The sequence below is a fragment of the Rossellomorea aquimaris genome (assembly GCF_020171925.1).
Taxonomy (GTDB): Bacteria; Bacillota; Bacilli; order Bacillales; family Bacillaceae_B; genus Rossellomorea; species Rossellomorea aquimaris_F.
On record NZ_JAIVAR010000002.1, the window covers coordinates 623,643 to 641,318 of the forward strand.

The following is a 17,676-nucleotide window of genomic DNA, read 5'->3' on the forward strand; positions in this document are numbered from 1 at the left end:
TATAATACATGAACACATTGTCATATATTGAAATAGAATAGGAGTGTCAGCATGGGAAAAAGTAATAATGAAGAGGAGTTAGTGAGAGTGAACAAGGAGAAGGAAGGAAAAGAAGAGCCTTGTGTCGAGATTGACGAAGAGACACTGTTCATCGTGACCCAGACGTTCAAGGCATTGTCAGAGCCTACAAGGGTGAAAATCCTTCACCTGCTTGCGCAGAAAGAACACTCAGTCAATGATATCGCGGAAAAATTATCATTGCTTCAGACGACCGTATCCCACCAGTTGAGATTCTTGAAGAACTTGCGCCTGGTGAAGTATAGACGCGAAGGCACCACCCTGTATTACTCTGCTGATGATGATCACGTCATGAATATGCTTCAGCAGACCATACACCATGCCAGACATCATTAAGGAATGGGGGATAGTATGAATGAATACAAACTTCAAGGTCTTTCATGCGGGAATTGTGCACGGGAGATGGAAGAAGAAATCAATAAATTAGAGAACGGAGAAGGCTCCAGGATCCTTTATAACAGCAGTAAACTGGTGCTTTCAGACGGAGTGGACATGAAATCTGTCGAAAAGATCCTGACCGCTGACGGCGCAGCGATCGTAAAGAATCAGCATGATGATCATGCACACGGACACGCCCATGACCATTCCCATGGGCATGGGGACAATATGCGGATGAAAATCCTGCTCGGGCTCTCAGTCATCATTTTCGGTTCTGCCATCTACGTGGACACACAAACGACCAGCCTGCTACCGGTCTTCATGTACCTGACCGCTGCGGCAACGAGTGGATACCCGACGTTCATCAAAGGGGCAAAAAATCTGCTTAAACTGAAATTCAATATCGACACGTTGATGACAATCGCCTTGGTCGGTGCATTTTCCATTGGGGAATGGAAAGAGGGCACATTGGTCGCGATCTTGTTCGGTGTCAACGAGCTCCTTGAAGGAATGGGCATGGAGAAAGCAAGGAAGTCCATGGAGGAGCTGCTGAAGGTCGCCCCGAAGGAAGCCGTACTGATCAGTGGCGGCAAAGAACGGATCGTCCCGATCGGCTCGCTTGATATTGGCGACCTGGTGCTCGTTAAGTCCGGGGAGAAAATACCTTCCGACGGAGTCGTCGAATCCGGGAAAAGCTCGGTCAATGAGGCCGCCATCACCGGGGAGGCCATGCCGGTCGAGAAGGAAATGGGCGAGATAGTCTACGGGGGGAGCATCAACAACGAAGGAGTCCTGAAAGTACGGATCAGCAAGGCGTACCAAGACTCCTCACTGGCAAAGATCCTCCACCTCGTCGAAGAAGCGCAGGAAACGAAGACGCCGACAGAGCAATTCATCAATAAATTTGCTGGCTATTATACGCCACTCATCATGGCGATATCGGGTCTCGTCATGCTTGTACCACCGCTCCTTTTTAACGGAGACTGGGGCTCCTGGTTCTATCAAGGGCTTGCCGTCCTGATCGTCGGCTGCCCATGCGCCTTGATTCTGTCTTCACCGATCGCGATCGTTTCCGGTATCGCCAGGAACGCGAAGAACGGCATCCTTGTCAAAGGCGGCGTGTTCCTCGAACAGCTCGGGAAAATCGACACCATCGCATTCGATAAGACCGGGACACTGACGAAAGGACACCCTTACGTCGAGAAGATGTTCGTCTATAAAAAGGAAGAATTCTTTGAGGTGGCAGGTTCCATCGAGAAATCCTCTTCCCACCCGATTGCCAGGGCAGTCATCGAAAAGCTGGCAACCGAAGACGTGTCATATCGCGAACCCGAAGAAATCAACACAGTCTCCGGTCAGGGAGTCACAGCGGTCCTGGACGGGAAGACTTATCGGGTCGGAAACGAAAAAAGCATCGGATTCCCACCAGCTGAAGAAGTTTCCCAGCATATCGCAGAGCTGAAGGCCGGGGGCTACACACTGGTGATCGTATCAAGTGAAAGTGAAGTGCTAGGAATATTCGGGGTCACCGATGAGATCCGCGAAGAAAGCAGGGCCATTATCGGGGAACTGTATGCGGCCGGCATCAAGAATGCCGTCATGCTGACCGGCGACCATGACAAGACAGCGGAAAAAGTCGCAAAGCAAGTCGGATTGACAGATTATTATTCCAGCCTGTTACCTAACGAAAAAGTTGAAAAGGTAAAGGAGCTGACGGCAAAAGGCAAGACCGCCATGGTCGGAGACGGGATCAATGACGCTCCCGCCCTGGCGACAGCGGACCTTGGGATCGCCATGGGGAAAGGAACGGACAGCGCCATCGAGACGGCGGACATCGTGCTGATGCAAGATCACCTGGGGAAACTCCCTTCGGCCATCTCCATCGCCAAAAGAGTGAACAAGATCATCAAACTCAATATCTCACTGGCACTCGGCCTGAAACTGATCGCCCTACTCCTCACAATCCCAGGCTTATTGACCCTATGGATCGCAATCCTTTCCGACATGGGTGCAACCATCCTGGTCACCTTGATCAGCCTGACCGTCATGATCGGGGAGAAGAAGAAAAAAACGGCATAAAGGTTTGGAAAAGGAGCAGATGGGATCGTCTGCTCCTTTTGTTTGGTTGGGCGCTGGTGGTTAGAGATGGGGCTTTATTTAGAATCATTCTTATAGGAGCATATATTTCTGATTAGGAGCATAAATGTCCAGATAGGAGCATAAAACGCTGGTTAGGAGCATAAATGTCCAGTTAGGAGCATAAACCCGTTGATTAGGAGCATAAATGTTCAGTTAGTAGGCTAACCGGCTGATTAGGAGCATAAATGTCCAGATAGGAGCATAAACCTGCTAATTCGCAGCAAAACTGTCCAGTTAAGAGGCTAAACCGTTGATTAGGAGCATAAATGTCCAGTTAGGAGCATAAACCGCTGATTAGGAGCATAAATTTCAAGTTAGGAGCATAAATCCCCGATTAGGAGCATAAACCGCCAATTAGGAGCATAAATCCCCGATTAGGAGCATAACTCCCCAATTAGGAGCATAAACCCCAAATTAAGAGCAAATCCCAACTCCCTCCTCCACAAATCCCGCATAAACCCTTGCCAGATTTTCCCCAAAACACCGTTTCAACCACATCCCAACCAAAACAGCCCTCGGGCTGCTCAAACTAATCATTTTTTCGCTACATTCAATTTAAAAGTGACCCTTTTATGAATAATCATCAATGTGCAACCTCCACTCTAACCCATTTAAGGAAACCACCGCGCACACCCCATTACAACCTCTCCACTACATACACCGCATTACAACCACACACCCCAATTTTATTTTCCTAAAATATTGTCAAAAAAACGAACAACCCCTCTAAAAAATTTACAAAATTTTAATGATCACTTGTCACAAAGATTATATCAATTCCATTATTATTCTGAATAATCGGACCGTAAAGCGCTCCCAATGTTATCAAAGTATAACGTCGGGAGTTATTTTTTTGTCGAACGAGGAAATCTTTCCAACATTGTTACCGTTTTGTGAATAAACTTCGTCTAAATTTCGAAAATCAGTTTACAGTTGCATTAAAGAGGGGTACGTTTCTATAAGAATTTGATAGTATGGGTCTACACGATATTTCTCCGCATAAAGGAAGGTGAACGCCTGTGTTTAATAAATTTAAGCCATACTTGATTGTGTTGATCAGTTTGGTTTCATTATTTTTCATCATCATTTTCAGCTCTGGAAGTGACATGATCATCCTAGATCCAAAAGGACCAGTCGGAGCTGTTCAGAAAGACCTTATCATGTTGTCGATTTATTACATGATCGGCATAATGGTTGTCGTCTTAGCATTCTTTACATTTATTCTATTAAAATATCGCAGCAGCCGGAATGGGGATTACAAACCGGAAATGCACGGTAGTACGAAGCTTGAGATCATCTGGACGCTGATTCCTGTATTGATCGTCATCGCTTTATCAATCCCGAACACGAAGGCTCTTTATGAGTTGAGGGAAGCCCCTAAGGCGACTGCGCATAAAGATCCGATTGTGATCCATGCGACTGCGGTCGACTGGAAGTGGATCTTCAGTTATCCGGAAGAGGGGATCGAGACGGTGAACTATGTCAATGTCCCTGAAGATCATCCGATTCTGTTCAAAGTGACCGCTGCCGATTCGATGGCATCATTCTGGGTTCCTCAGATCGGAGGCCAGATCTATGGAATGCCGGGCATGGTCAACGACTTATACTTACAGGCTGATGAGCCTGGTACGTATGCTGGGCGAAACTCCAACTTCACGGGTGAAGGCATGACGCACCAGAAGTTCGATTTCGTGGCGATGGAAGAAGGAAAGTATGAAGACTGGGTGGAAGACGTCCAGGACAGTGAGCCGAAGCTCGATGAAAAGACGTATGAAAAGCTGATGCTCCCTGGCACTGTTGAAAAAATGACCTTCTCATCCACGCATCTTTCCATCGTGGATCACGGAAAGAATCCAGAATACGCTTATGCGATCCGTGATAAATACGGTGTCACTGAAAAATCCCATGGTGCTGATGTGAATGCAGAATCAGGCCATAGCGGACACGGTGACCACGGAAGCCACGAAGGTCATGATATGGATAAGGACCATGAAGATAGCCACGAGCAACATGAATCCAACGAAGGACATGACCACTAAGAAAGGAGGGCATTCAACATGTTTGATTTCATTAAAGATAATCTCATTCTCAATGATCCATTGATCATCGGGGCGAATATTTCCATCGTCTTTACCGTCATCGCGATTGTCGCGTCCCTGACGTACTTCAAGAAATGGAAATGGCTCTGGAACGACTGGATCACGAGTGTTGACCATAAAAAGATAGGTATCATGTATATCATTGCCGCATTGATCATGCTCTTCCGTGGAGGGGTCGATGCATTACTGATGAGGGCCCAATTAACGGTCCCGAATAACGAGTTCTTAACATCGCATCACTACAATGAAATCTTTACGACTCATGGTACGATCATGATCCTGTTCATGGCGATGCCATTCTTGATCGGATTGATGAACGTTGTCGTACCATTGCAAATCGGTGCGAGGGACGTTGCCTTCCCGTACTTGAATAACCTGAGCTTCTGGTCGTTCATGTTCGGTGCGATCTTGTTCAATATGTCATTCGTATTCGGTGGCTCACCGGATGCCGGCTGGACGAACTACGCACCGCTTGCAGTCGAAGGAAGCCCTGGACCTGGAATCAACTATTACCTGCTTGGTCTGCAGATCTCAGGGATCGGTACGCTGATGACGGGGATCAACTTTGTCGTAACCATCATCAAGATGCGTGCACCAGGCATGACGCTTCTTCGCATGCCGATGTTCACATGGACGACATTGATCACGGCGTTCATCATCGTGTTTGCTTTCCCGATCTTGACAGTAACACTTGCTCTTATGTCATTTGACCGTTTGTTCGGAACGCATTTCTTCACGCTGACGGACGGCGGGAACGCCATGCTTTGGTCGAACCTTTTCTGGTTATGGGGACATCCGGAAGTATATATCGTCATCTTGCCTGCTTTCGGTATTTTCTCAGAGATCATTGCTACATTTGCAAGAAAGACATTATTTGGTTATAAATCTATGATCATCTCACTTGCTGCCATTTCACTACTAAGCTTCGTCGTGTGGGTCCACCACTTCTTCACGATGGGCGGAAGTGCTGCAGTGAACAGTGTATTCTCGATCACGACCATGGCGATCGCCATACCGACCGGGATCAAGATATTCAACTGGCTCGGGACCCTGTATAAGGGAAGGATCGAATTCACGACCCCTATGATGTGGTCGGTCGCATTCATCCCGACATTCCTGATCGGTGGGGTGACTGGGGTCATGCTAGGTATGGCCGCAGCTGACTTCCAATATCACAATAACTATTTCCTAGTGGCTCACTTCCACTATACGCTGATTGCCGGTGTCGTATTTGCCTGCTTCGCAGGTCTTGTCTACTGGTATCCGAAGATGTTCGGTATCAAGATGAACGAACGCATCGGAAAATGGGCATTCTGGTTATTCTCAATCGGATTCAACGTATGTTTCCTTCCGCAATTCGTATTAGGTTTTGCGGGTATGCCAAGACGTGTGTACACGTATGGTCCTGAAGATGGATGGACAGCACTCAATGTCATCTCATCTGTCGGAGCGGCAGCGATGGGTATCGGATTCATGGTCATCGTCTACAACGTGTACTACAGCTACCGTTACTCTGAAAGAGAAGTGTCTGGCGACGCTTGGGACGGACGCACACTTGAATGGGCGACTAGCTCAGCGATTCCGCCTCACTACAACTTCGCGCATGTGCCTGAGGTGAAGAGTGTCGATGCTTTCTATTACATGAAGCAAGAACGAAAAGATACGGCTAAAAGCAGTGAGAAGGCTGATTATAAGCCAATCCATATGCCGCACAATGCGGGGGCACCATTCATCATGTCCGGCTTCTTCTTTGTCGCAGGATTCGGACTCGTATTCGAATTATGGTGGATGGCGATCCTTGGCCTAATCGGTATCCTTGGAACGATGGCTCAGCGCTCACTCACTTCACACGAATACGATAAAGGGTACTATGTAAGCGTGGAAGAAATCGAAGAAACTGAAAATCGCTTTAAGAGGGAGGCGTGAATATGGCACATAGCACAAATGTAGATCCAAACACGCCACTGGAATATCAATCGGAAATCGGGAAGCTGAACATCTTCGGCTTCTGGATCTTCCTCGGAGCGGAAATGGCGCTGTTCGCGACCATTTTCGCGACATTCTTCGCCTTAAAAGGTGGAAACGTCGACGGACCGATGCCTGGTGAAGTGTTTGATCTTACGAATACGATCATCATGACGATGCTACTATTGATCAGTAGTTTTACGTCTGGTTTATCGATCAATGAATTAAGAAGAAGAAACGTCAAAGGGATGATGGTCTGGTTGATCATCACATTGCTCTTCGGCGCAGGGTTCCTTTACATGGAGATCTCGGAGTTCATCCACTTGATCCATGAAGGAGCTGCCATGGGGACCAACGCATACTGGTCATCGTTCTATCTGTTGACAGGTACGCACGGACTTCACGTATCTATGGGGATCATGTGGATCTTACTTGTGATGTTCCAAGTGAAGAAACAGGGATTGAACCCTGATACTGCTAAAAAACTATTTGTATCCAGCTTGTACTGGCACTTCCTTGACTTCGTCTGGATTTTCGTGTTTACAAGCGTGTACTTACTAGGGATGGTGGGATAATGTCACATAACAACCACAGCCGTATACCTTGGACTCAAGTCATTGGATTTATTTTGTCGGTAGGATTGACGTTCCTTGCTGTCTGGTGGGGACTTTACACAGATCTTGCGTACGGTACGATCGTCGCGATTGTCTTCGTCCTTGCTTTCCTGCAAGCGGCAATCCAGTTGTTTATGTTCATGCACGTAACAGAAGGAGAAGGCAAATGGCAGGTAGGGAAGATGCTTTCAGCAAGCTTCATCGCCATCGTCATCGTAGCCGGATCCGTCTGGGTCATGAGCAGCATGCACTAAGAGTGGGACATGGGGACAGGTTCACTGTCCCAGTGATACAGAATATGAAAAGGAAGCTTCCAAAAAGGGAAGCTTCCTTTTTTAGTTGAAGAGGGTTTTATTCCATAAGGATCGTCTATTCAATAATTATTTAGTAAGCCCATCGTACATACAGATCCAATTAGATGGTTATATTCCATATTCAACGAAATCAGCGGGCTCATGTCGAATCTTAGGAGAAAAAAGTGATTGACGTTGGAATAAACTTACAATAAAATAATGATTGATTAATCAATCAATTTTGAATTGGGGGTCAACAACATGCCTGCTTCACTTTCAGTCCATGAAAAAAAGAAACGAAAAAGAACCGCGATCCTTCAAGCGGCGGTGAAATTATTCAGTGAGAATGGCTTCGCTGAAACGCCTGTCGCTGCCATTGCCAAAGAGGCTGGAGTCAGCTTTGGGACCGTGTTTACGTACTTTGAAACAAAGGAAGTGCTTTTCCATGCTACCATCTTGGAACCACTCGAAGAAATCAAGCCTTATTTTTACGACATAGAAGAGCGTTATAGCGGCAGCCCATTGGAGAAGGTAAAGGGAATGATTCTCTGCCAGGTCGAGCTGTTTTCCAAGAGAAAAGAATATTTGCGCCTCATTCAGCAGGTACTGGCAAGGCCCGATCGATATCCCGATCTCTTCAAGGAACTCGATGACTTTGTGAATGTGTTCATTGACCGTCTCGCTCCCATCATCATAAAGGGGCAGGAGGAAGGCGTCTTTTACAAAGGTTCACCTGCCCTCATCGCACAGTCCTATCTTTCCCTGATCAACGGAATGAGGCTGACATTCATCGACGAATACACCAATCTATTCTGGATGGATATGAAGATCCAGGCGCTGAGACTCTTTGGTCCTGCACATAATGAATGGGAGGAATCATGATGAAACTGAGAGAGATTCATCCTAATATCAAATTGAGGCTCGTGATGCAATTCCTTGGAGGACTTATCACAATGGCGGTCATCCCGTTCCTTGCCATCTACTTTGCAGGGAAAATCGGGTCGACTGCGACCGGGATCATCCTCATCTTGATTGTCGTCAGCGGGGTGATCGGGGGATTTCTAGGCGGGCATATCTCGGACCGAGTGGGTCGGAGGAAGATCATGATCTATGCAGAGGCAGGAATAGCGGCTTCATATATCCTGATTGCACTCTGTAACTCACCTTGGTTCGATCTCCCTTATGTTTCCGCCGCCTTCTTTGTCATCAATATGTTCTGTGGCGGGATGTTCCAGCCTGCGGCACAGGCGATGATCATTGATGTGACGGACTCCGAATCAAGAAAGCTTGTGTTCACCATCAGCTATTGGCTTGGAAATCTTGCGACCGCCCTCGGAGGCATCATCGGGGCATTTCTATTTAAATCCTATCTATTTGAACTATTCATCGGGGTATCATTCATATCACTTCTATCCGTCCTGGTCACTCTTTACTTCATCACCGAGACCTACACACCCGAGCCTTCTACCAGCCGCTCGACCGCTCCATCCGCCACTTCATCACGAGGCATGCTTCACGGCTACGTGGCCGTATTGAAAGATAAGCTATTCATGTTCTATATCGTAGGGGCCATTTTCATCTTCACCTTGGAGCAATCATTGTCCAATTATGTTGGGATTCGCCTTGAAAGGGATATTCCCGAACAAAGCGCTTCCTTATTGGGCTTTGATTTTACCCTGGACGGAACGAAGATGCTTGGATTCCTGAAAACAGAAAACACGCTGCTCGTTGTCCTACTGTCCACGGTTGTGTTATTCCTATTTAAAAAATGGAAGGACCGCTGGACGCTCGTCACAGGAATGATGGTCTTCTCGGTTTGTTTCGCTGCACTTGCGTTTACAAACAGTATCATCCTACTCTTTATCCTGATCTTTGTGGGGACGATCGGAGAGTTGATGTATGTGCCGATCAAGCAGGCGATGATCGGGGATTTGGCTCCGGCGAACGCCCGCAGCACGTATATGGCGTTTTACAGCCTCACCTTTTACGGGGCGATGATCATCGCGTCCCTATTGATCATCATCGGAGAATGGATCAGTCCGGTCATGATGGGTGGCATCCTCCTGTTCTTCGGAGTCACGGGCTCATTCTTGTACTATCTCATTACGAAATCACTGCAATCCGGTACACCTGCAGTAACTGAAGTGAAAACGTCGGTTTCATCGTAAAAAAAGACGCGGGGGGATGTCCTCGCGTCTTCTCAACGTTAATGTGGCATGTTCCCAGGTGGTTGCGGGACTGTTGTGTAGCTTTGCAGCATCGCCGTCATATCCTGATTATTCAACTGCGGTACTTGATAGTAGCCGTGCTTATTCTGATACAGGAATATTTCGTAGCTCATCTCGATGAAATTCGGCACACTGTCTGCGACGACCCGACGCAGGATGGGATTGGTCATTTCCAGGGCGGTCATCGCAAGGAGCGTCGCGAGTGACTTGGTCTGCCCCAGCATATAAGCGGAAAGGCCTTTGTCTGACAGTTCATTGACCGATTGGTTCGGTTTTTTCGGTTGCCCCGGTTTGATTCCATATACGGCATCGTTGTTTTGGTTCATTTTATATTGTTGTGTCGGTACCTGTGGGTCTTGTCCTGTCGAAAAGGTTCCGACGATCGTATTGTACATCGTTGTCACGAAATCGGTCTGGCGCTTGACGATGTCTTTCAATTCCGGGTCCTTTATATGTTGATCATACATTTGATATTGATCCAGCATGCTGATGATGCCTGCAATGATTTCGTGGGCATCGAATAATTCGTGTCCGCCATGGTTCTGATTCATCCCATAGGCTTGTTTATTGGCCATTTGATTTCCTGGCTGTTGTGGTTGATTTTGCTGATTGAACATGATGTTTCCCTCCTAAATAGTCGTTGACATCGTAGTTAGAATCCCCTTTTGAAGATGATTCATGTACGTCTTGCCCATGGAAAAAAGTTGATGGGATTGAGATTGACTTTAATACATCAGGGACAGTCCGAATATAATAGGGGGAGAAATCCGTGAGGTGGTTAAAAAATGAGTGTATTCATCAGTTATATTCTGTTGGGGTTATCGCTGTCGGCACCGATGGGACCAATCAACGCCCTGCAATTGGACAAGGGCATACGGTTCGGATTCTGGCATGCCTGGCTCGTAGGCGTAGGCGGCATGGCAGCGGACGCCGTCTTCATGCTCCTGATCTTTTTCGGGCTTGCCCAATTTGTGGACACGCCCATCGTCCAGTTATTTTTATGGATGTTCGGTTTTTTCGTCCTGGTCTATACAGGATTGGAAAGCGTCCTCAAAGCAGGGGATGCAAGCAATCAGCATAAATCTTCACAAAATGAGACGAAATCTAAAGCATTCCGTACCGGTTTTTTCATGGCCATTTCCAATCCTCTCAGCATATTGTTCTGGCTCGGCATCTATGGATCCATCCTCGCGAAGACGTCCAGTCATTATGAGGGCTGGCAGATCTTGATCTACAGCATGGGAATTTTTCTTGGGATCACGCTTTGGGATTTTGTGATGGCATCCGTCGCAGCAGGGACAGGCAGGTGGTTCAATCCATCCATCATCCGGCTGATCTCGATCATTTCAGGCATCGTGCTGATCGGCTTCGGGGTCTATTTCGGTGTACAGGCTGCCCGCATTTTGATCGGCTAGACAGACACCCATTTCTCCTTCTCCTAATAGGATAGTGTGTAATTGTTAGGAGGGATTCACTGGATGTTATATAGAAAAACATGGATAGATGAACATATTGGGGAACTACCCCAGTGGCAGCAGCATGCTTATACCCATTTTTCAAACATGATGGTTGATGACCAACAACCCTATCCTTGTGTTCCTGGGATACAAGGATTTTTAAAAGATACATTGCGTTTTGGTTTTGCAGGAGATCCACGAAACGCTGAATCAATTGAAGAGCTTGCGACTTTCCTGCAGGACTATGGAGAAATCTCGCGGGGGACGGGGGATTATGCCTCCCTGGTCGTGTTCTTCGATTCGGAAGAGTTGAACGGGACTTCCACCGAACAGTATGAAGATCTATTCTGGTCTGTCTTGAACCGTGTGCATGAACTGGATGAAACACCTTGGCCGGATGAAATCTCAAAGGATCCGCACGATCATACATGGGAGTTCTGCTTCAACGGAGAGCCTTATTTTGCCTTTTGTGCGACTCCTGCACACGATGCCCGTAAAAGCCGTCACTTCCCTTATTTACTCCTCGCATTTCAGCCGCGCTGGGTATTCGATAAAATCAATTCGTCCACACCATTCGGGCAAAAATTGAAAAAAGTGATCCGCAAGCGGCTGGCGGAATTCGATGAAATCGACGTGCACCCGAGCCTGAAATGGTACGGTCAGGAGGATAACCATGAATGGGAACAGTATTTCCTCCGTGACGATGATTCATCACTTTCGAAATGTCCATTCCTCAATAGCCTCAAGAAGCTTAAGAGTTGAAGCACGGTGCTTTGGCTCTTTTTTATTTGGTGAAATCCCCTTTGAGGACGGAAAGCGAGTGATTCCAACATGAACCAGGCCAGAATGTTTTTTCAGGTGAAAGGAGAAAGTAAAGAAGTAAACAGAAGGAGGCTTGCTCATGCTTAACGTACAACCTAACTGCTGGAGCGAACATGATGAGTTGAAAGCGGTCGTCGTTTGTTCACCGACCACCTTGGACGTTCCCGATCAGCGCACGGCAGACTATGTCGGCTGGGAGAGACCGGTGCAACAGGAGAAAGCACATGAAAGTCATGAAGAGATGGTAAAGGCGATGGAGGATGAAGGTGTAAAGGTCATCGACTATTCCAAGTATTTAAAGGGGGAACATGCAGAACTGAATCCCCATCTGATCAACCGGGTGTTTGTACGGGATTTGGCATGTGTCTATGGAAATACATTGATTCCCGGAGATGCAGGTGCCACGATGCGGGCACCGGAGTATGTTCACAGCCATGGACTCTTCCAGGAATGGTTTGATGACGAAACATTCCCGATCAAGGCCAACAACGATATGAAAGCATTGGAAAATGGGGATGTCTTCGTCCTCAATAAAGATACTGTTTTCATCAATACAGGTCTCCGGACAAGCATCGAAAGCCTCGAGGCTATAAAAGGCCGGATCTTCAAGGCGGGGTTCTCTGAAATCGGCGTGATCGATTTGCCGAGGAAGGGAGAGACGATGCATCTTGATATGAACTGCAACGTCGTAGGTCCCAATCTTTTGGTTGGGAAAAGTTATATGCGTTTATTTCCGGTGCAAGTCGTGACAAGTAGCGGCTCAACGTACACCATGGCTGGTGACTTCCTGCAGCGCCATGGATTTGAGGTGCTATGGACCGATCACGTCAAACACACCGTCGCCGATATCAATTTCCTCAATATCAATCCGGAGACGATTCTGGTGAGTACAAAAATCAACAAAGCCATTCTGCGTGAACATCCCACGTTCAAGAAAATGAAGATCATCGAAGTGGATGTGGATGAATTGGAAAAAGGCGGCGGAGGCATCCGCTGTATGACGCTTCCTTTGGAACGGCGATAAGAAAAGATGGACTTGTCATGTTCCGACAAGTCCATCCCGCTATTTTTCCATGAAGTTATACGAAGTCCAGCATCGATTCATCGTAATGCCCTGCTGTTCGGCATATTCGTCTCCCCATCTGCACATTTCAAAAAGCGTCGATTGCAGCTTTTTACCCATATCGGTTGTGGAGTATTCCACACGCGGAGGCACTTCCTGGAAGACCTTCCGGGAGACAAGGCCATGCTCTTCGAGTTCCCGGAGCTGCTGTGTCAACATCTTCTGGGTGATGTTCGGGAGGGTCCGTTTCAACTCATTGAATCGCTTCGATCCTTCATTCAAGTTCCATAGGATCAACACCTTCCACTTGCCGCCGATCACATCGATGACAAGATCGATCGCGCATTGATATTCAGGGTGTAGTTCTTTCATGTTTGATGTCTTCCTTTCTTCAATTAACTAGCCACCGGCGAGGAAGCATTTTCTTTGGGGATCGTCCCCTACAAGGTTCCTAAACGGTAACTAGGATACAAAATAGTGCCTACTTGTTTACTTCCTTTACAGTATATATTATATACCATGTAAGTAAATAAAAAACGATTTTGATAGGAGTGGACATAGAATGAAAGCTTTGCTTCTTAAAGATAAAGGGTTATGGAAAGACATGAAAGTGGAGGAAATGGCAACACCTGCACCGGGTAAAGGTGAATTACTGGTCGAGGTGCACGCTGCCGGCTTGAACCCGGTTGATTACAAAACGGGCACAAACGGTAACCCGAACTGGACATATCCCCATATCCTCGGACTTGACGTTGCCGGAGTGGTAGCGGAAGTAGGGGAAGGTGTAACAGACTGGAAAAAAGGGGACCGTGTCCTTTACCACGGGGATTTAACGAGAAAGGGTGGGTACGCAGAATATGCGTTGATCACTGCCCACACCGCTTCAAAAATTCCAGACAGCATCTCATTTGAAGACGCAGCTGCGCTTCCGACTGCAGGATACACAGCGTATCAGGCGATCCACCGCAAGCTGCCATTGGAACAAGTCGACACGATCCTGATCCATGGAGGTGCAGGCGGAGTCGGCGGATTCGGTGTCCAGCTCGCGAAGCTTGCAGGGAAAACCGTCATCTCGACCGCTTCTTCGCACAATCATGAGTACGTGAAATCGCTTGGAGCCGATTTTGTCATTGATTATCGCGAGGAGAACGTGAAAGAGAAAGTGATGGAAATCACCGGAGGACGTGGAGTCGATGCCGTAGTCGATGCGGTAAGCAGACAAAGTGCGACCGAAGCACTCGATATGCTCGCATACATGGGACATATCGTTTACATCGCGGGAGCACCGGACTTCACGGTCGTAAAACCATTCACCAAAGTGGTTTCCTACCATGAAATCGCGTTGGCAGCGGCGCATCAGTCCAATGATGTGAAAGCTCAAAAAGATTTCTCTGTCATCGGGGATCGGATGCTCGAACTTCTTGCTGAAGGGAAAATTGATGCCATGCTGAAAGAAGTCATCGGACTGGAAGAAGTCCCTGAAGCGTTGAGCCGATTATCGGAACGCCATGTGAAAGGGAAAATTGTGGCGAAGATCAAATAATGGATGTTAAGAAGGAGCCCGTCTAGGAGAGGGGCTCCTTTTTGTTCATTCCTTTATCTGTGAAAAAAGTTTCGTTAAATCTGCCTGTGAGAGGATTTTGGGCACTGGATAGAATGGGTTGGCTTCCGTTAATGCCCGCTTGACCATGAGCGGGATATCACGGTCGGAGATACCGCTGATTTTGTCAGGGATCTTCATGTCTCGGTTGAGTTTCTTGATCGCTTCGATGAAGGCCGTTGATTTTTCTGCGGCGGTATCAGCCCGTGAACCGATACCGGCAACGTCGGCCAATTCAGCAAGCGGCTGATGCACCGACTCCCCGTAATAGTCCAGAACATAAGGCAGGATGACCGCATTCGCAAGTCCGTGTGGAGTCGAGTAGAATCCGCCAAGCGTGTGCGCGATGGCGTGTACGTACCCTACATACGCACGGGTGAACGCGACGCCGGCGAGGTAGGAAGCTTTCTGCATATGGGACCTGGCGGTGAGATGCTCCCCGTTCGTATAGGCTTCGGTTAGATTGCTGAAGATCAACTTGACGGCCTGCCTGCTGCACATCATCGTCTCACGGGTCCTGCTTCTGCCGATATACGCCTCGATTGCATGAGTGAGTGCGTCCATTCCGGTCGTCGACGTGATGTGCGGTGGAAGGTTCACCGTCAGCAATGGATCAAGAACCGCAATCTGCGGAATCAGGACCAGGTCATTGATGGCATACTTTTCATGTGTTTCCGGATTTGAGATGACAGCTGCGATCGTTGCTTCGCTTCCCGTTCCAGCGGTCGTCGGGATGGCAACGAGAGGTGGAAGTTTCCTCCTGATTTTCAGCTGGCCCCTCATCTCCGGAATCGTTTTCTGGGGTCTCGCCACCCTCGCTGCCACCCCTTTGGCACAGTCGATCGGCGATCCGCCTCCGAATGCGATGATAGCGTCACATCCACTCTCATGATACAACTTCAAGGCGTCTTCGATGTTCCCGATGGTCGGATTCGGGACGGTTTGATCGTAAATGGTGTAATCAATCGTAGCATCCGTCAATCCTTGAAGGAGCCCGTCCATCAATCCTAGGGCGGAAATGCCTTCATCAGTGACGATCAGGACGCGCAAAATGCCTTCCCCTTTTAACACAGCCGGCAGTTCTGAGAGGCTATTCTCTCCCTCGATCAACCTTGGTTTCCGCCATGGAAGGAAATATAAAGCAGCACGATACGCCGTTTGATAGGACCTGCAATACAATTTGTACATAGAAATCCCTCTCTTTTTTAATAGGGTATAGTGGGAGGCCGATCCAAGGTTGTCTATGCTTATATATATTTGCGTTTTACCCTGTTTATTAGTTTGATTCTATCATAGGTGACCACCAAAGCTTTTTAAAATACGGTGAGCTTGTTATAATGAACCTTCATCGTAATTCAAAAAAGGAGATGAAACCTTGAAATATATACGTTCCCAAATGAAACGATTGATGAAAGACGAGAAAGAACTCCAGGATCGGTTGAAGAAATTGATGGCAGAACAAGGCTTGGAAAGAAGCTTTGCCATGAAGGCCCTGTACCATTCCGAAGTGGCAGACGGAGGGAAGTATCAAGCGAAGTACCAGGCGCTGGATGAGACCGGAAAATAAAGTGATGAACGGCCTGTTTTTATGCAGGTCTTTTTTTTATGTGAGAGAGTTAGGGCTAAGAAGCGTTGGGGTATACACCATGAAAAAGGATGATACAATGCCATTCGATTACTCACTTGATTTCGACTCCACCGATTTCCGTGAAAATCCCGAACTGTACCGGGTCGGCAGGGGGGAACAGGGAGTCCTGCTCGTCGAACCGTACAAAAGTGAAATCCTGCCCCACTGGCGCTTCAAAACGCCAGCTATCGCAAAGGAATCCTCTGATAAAATTTATAGCATGTTCCTAGACTACAAAAAGAAAGATGACTTCGTCGGTATGGACATGGCCCGGAAATTCCTGCAGATGGGCTACACGAGATCCCGCCGCTACGCAAACTATAAGGGAGGCAGGAAATATGACAAGGATGGTGACGTGAAGGAGCGGGAACCCGACCCTGTCAAAGCAGAATCTGCCGCCATCTTCGAAGAAAAATGGAAGCGTGCAAGGGAAGATCAAGACTACCTCTCTTTAAAACGGCAACACCAAAAGGAATATGGATAAAGTTAAAGGTACGTCCCTCATCGCTTTAACGCGATGAGGGACGTACCTTTGTTTGACCTTAGCGTCTTCTGTGGTGGATGAGGTGCATGACTCCTTTATAGATGAGTACGATGCTGAATAATAATACCGCGAGAACCCCGATAACATCTACGATCGGGTTGATCGGCGCCAGGAATCCTGTCAGCGGCACCCGAAGCAGTGCAAAGCCTGACAAAATGCCGAATAGGAATAACCAGATAGGACTTTCCATGTAAGTATCACTCCTTCCTACTGAATAATTTATTCCGTTGACGTGAAAGCGTTTTTAAAATGAGAATGGCCCTGAGGTGGTTTGGTTGCGGGAGTGCGTGAGAAAGACAGTTGTAGGGGATGTGGTGTGTTAAAATTTGGTAAGTGACGGAATTAATCGTGAAATTGAAAGATTAGCGGGCAAAGCTCGAAGATTAGCGGGCAAAGCTCGAAGATTAGTGGGCGAAACTCGAAGATTTGGGACCGAAACTCGAAGATTCTCACCCATTCCCGAAAGATTCCGGACCAAGCATACGCAAAATCGAGACACCGATCAAAACCGAAGAGCCAAAGAAGCTTGTTGGTGCCCGACATGCCACACTTGCCACTTTTAGAAAAAAATGGACTGCTTGACGACATGCCCATCCCAAAAAGGAGAAAAACATTTCCCCAACTTGCTCGAGTAGGACTATTGGTCACCCCTTCATAAGAAACGAACGAATCTTTTTACCTATCAATCACTGGGTCTTTCTTCTCGTTTTCTTTTCCCTCCTCCCATGAGCCGGGCTGGTCATGTTTTAATGGTAAAGGTGTTTATTTA

At 47.5% G+C, this 17,676-nt stretch carries 18 protein-coding genes; 14 read left to right on the top strand and 4 right to left on the bottom strand.

What is annotated here, in order from left to right:
- Positions 1-51 precede the first annotated feature (51 nt).
- The 8 genes from LCM10_RS10610 to LCM10_RS10645 all read left to right on the top strand — a co-directional run bounded on the left by LCM10_RS10610 (position 52) and on the right by LCM10_RS10645 (position 9,734).
- Complete coding sequence (locus LCM10_RS10610) at positions 52-414, top strand: ArsR/SmtB family transcription factor (protein ID WP_224876235.1); 363 nt, start codon at positions 52-54, stop codon at positions 412-414.
- 15 nt (positions 415-429) lie between these two features.
- Positions 430-2,535 (top strand): heavy metal translocating P-type ATPase, encoded by a 2,106-nt coding sequence (locus LCM10_RS10615; protein WP_224876236.1) that lies wholly within the window; start codon positions 430-432, stop codon positions 2,533-2,535.
- Positions 2,536-3,614: 1,079 nt separating this feature from the next.
- Complete coding sequence (qoxA, locus tag LCM10_RS10620; protein WP_224876237.1) at positions 3,615-4,634, top strand: cytochrome aa3 quinol oxidase subunit II; 1,020 nt, start codon at positions 3,615-3,617, stop codon at positions 4,632-4,634.
- 18 nt (positions 4,635-4,652) lie between these two features.
- Positions 4,653-6,620 (top strand): cytochrome aa3 quinol oxidase subunit I, encoded by a 1,968-nt coding sequence (gene qoxB / locus LCM10_RS10625; protein WP_224876238.1) that lies wholly within the window; start codon positions 4,653-4,655, stop codon positions 6,618-6,620.
- Positions 6,621-6,622: 2 nt separating this feature from the next.
- Entirely contained in the window at positions 6,623-7,234 is a 612-nt protein-coding gene (qoxC, locus tag LCM10_RS10630) for a cytochrome aa3 quinol oxidase subunit III (RefSeq protein ID WP_224876239.1), read from the top strand.
- On the top strand, positions 7,234-7,527 hold the full coding sequence (gene qoxD / locus LCM10_RS10635) for a cytochrome aa3 quinol oxidase subunit IV (protein WP_224876240.1): 294 nt from the start codon (positions 7,234-7,236) through the stop codon (positions 7,525-7,527). Before qoxC ends, qoxD begins: the two co-directional genes overlap by 1 nt.
- Positions 7,528-7,827: 300 nt before the next feature.
- Positions 7,828-8,448, top strand: coding sequence for a TetR/AcrR family transcriptional regulator (locus LCM10_RS10640; RefSeq protein WP_224876241.1), 621 nt, complete (start codon positions 7,828-7,830; stop codon positions 8,446-8,448).
- Positions 8,445-9,734 (top strand): MFS transporter, encoded by a 1,290-nt coding sequence (locus LCM10_RS10645; protein WP_224876242.1) that lies wholly within the window; start codon positions 8,445-8,447, stop codon positions 9,732-9,734. Before LCM10_RS10640 ends, LCM10_RS10645 begins: the two co-directional genes overlap by 4 nt.
- Positions 9,735-9,772: 38 nt before the next feature.
- Here LCM10_RS10645 and LCM10_RS10650 read toward each other — a convergent pair whose 3' ends face one another.
- A complete protein-coding gene (locus tag LCM10_RS10650) occupies positions 9,773-10,411 on the bottom strand; it encodes a spore coat protein (protein WP_412103387.1) in 639 nt (212 codons plus the stop codon).
- Between the two features lie 168 nt (positions 10,412-10,579).
- Here LCM10_RS10650 and LCM10_RS10655 point away from each other — a divergent pair, with 168 nt between their 5' ends.
- From LCM10_RS10655 to LCM10_RS10665, 3 genes are all read left to right on the top strand, one after another.
- Entirely contained in the window at positions 10,580-11,209 is a 630-nt protein-coding gene (locus LCM10_RS10655) for a LysE family transporter (protein ID WP_224876243.1), read from the top strand.
- Positions 11,210-11,272: 63 nt separating this feature from the next.
- Positions 11,273-12,013 carry a YqcI/YcgG family protein gene (locus tag LCM10_RS10660; protein ID WP_224876244.1) on the top strand — a complete coding sequence of 247 codons (741 nt, stop codon included), beginning with the start codon at positions 11,273-11,275 and terminating at the stop codon, positions 12,011-12,013.
- A 139-nt stretch (positions 12,014-12,152) separates the two neighbouring features.
- A complete protein-coding gene (locus LCM10_RS10665; protein WP_224876245.1) occupies positions 12,153-13,097 on the top strand; it encodes an arginine deiminase family protein in 945 nt (314 codons plus the stop codon).
- A gap of 39 nt (positions 13,098-13,136) precedes the next feature.
- On the opposite strand, the gene LCM10_RS10670 is transcribed toward LCM10_RS10665, so the two are convergent.
- Positions 13,137-13,508 carry a winged helix-turn-helix transcriptional regulator gene (locus LCM10_RS10670; RefSeq protein ID WP_224876246.1) on the bottom strand — a complete coding sequence of 124 codons (372 nt, stop codon included), beginning with the start codon at positions 13,506-13,508 and terminating at the stop codon, positions 13,137-13,139.
- A gap of 190 nt (positions 13,509-13,698) precedes the next feature.
- Between LCM10_RS10670 and LCM10_RS10675 the strand changes: the two genes are divergently transcribed.
- Positions 13,699-14,679: a zinc-binding dehydrogenase gene (locus LCM10_RS10675; RefSeq protein WP_224876247.1), complete on the top strand. Its 981-nt coding sequence runs from the start codon at positions 13,699-13,701 to the stop codon at positions 14,677-14,679.
- A gap of 45 nt (positions 14,680-14,724) precedes the next feature.
- Here the strand turns inward: LCM10_RS10675 and LCM10_RS10680 are convergent, their stop codons facing one another.
- The gene (locus LCM10_RS10680; RefSeq protein WP_224876248.1) at positions 14,725-15,924 is read right to left on the bottom strand and encodes an iron-containing alcohol dehydrogenase; all 1,200 of its coding nucleotides are present in this window, start codon (positions 15,922-15,924) and stop codon (positions 14,725-14,727) included.
- A 187-nt stretch (positions 15,925-16,111) separates the two neighbouring features.
- Between LCM10_RS10680 and LCM10_RS10685 the strand changes: the two genes are divergently transcribed.
- Both LCM10_RS10685 and LCM10_RS10690 read left to right on the top strand, forming a co-directional pair.
- The gene (locus LCM10_RS10685) at positions 16,112-16,303 is read left to right on the top strand and encodes a hypothetical protein (protein WP_224876249.1); all 192 of its coding nucleotides are present in this window, start codon (positions 16,112-16,114) and stop codon (positions 16,301-16,303) included.
- A gap of 97 nt (positions 16,304-16,400) precedes the next feature.
- A complete protein-coding gene (locus LCM10_RS10690) occupies positions 16,401-16,847 on the top strand; it encodes a DUF4385 domain-containing protein (protein ID WP_224876400.1) in 447 nt (148 codons plus the stop codon).
- 58 nt (positions 16,848-16,905) lie between these two features.
- Here LCM10_RS10690 and LCM10_RS10695 read toward each other — a convergent pair whose 3' ends face one another.
- Positions 16,906-17,097: a hypothetical protein gene (locus tag LCM10_RS10695; RefSeq protein ID WP_224876250.1), complete on the bottom strand. Its 192-nt coding sequence runs from the start codon at positions 17,095-17,097 to the stop codon at positions 16,906-16,908.
- Positions 17,098-17,676: the final 579 nt, after the last annotated feature.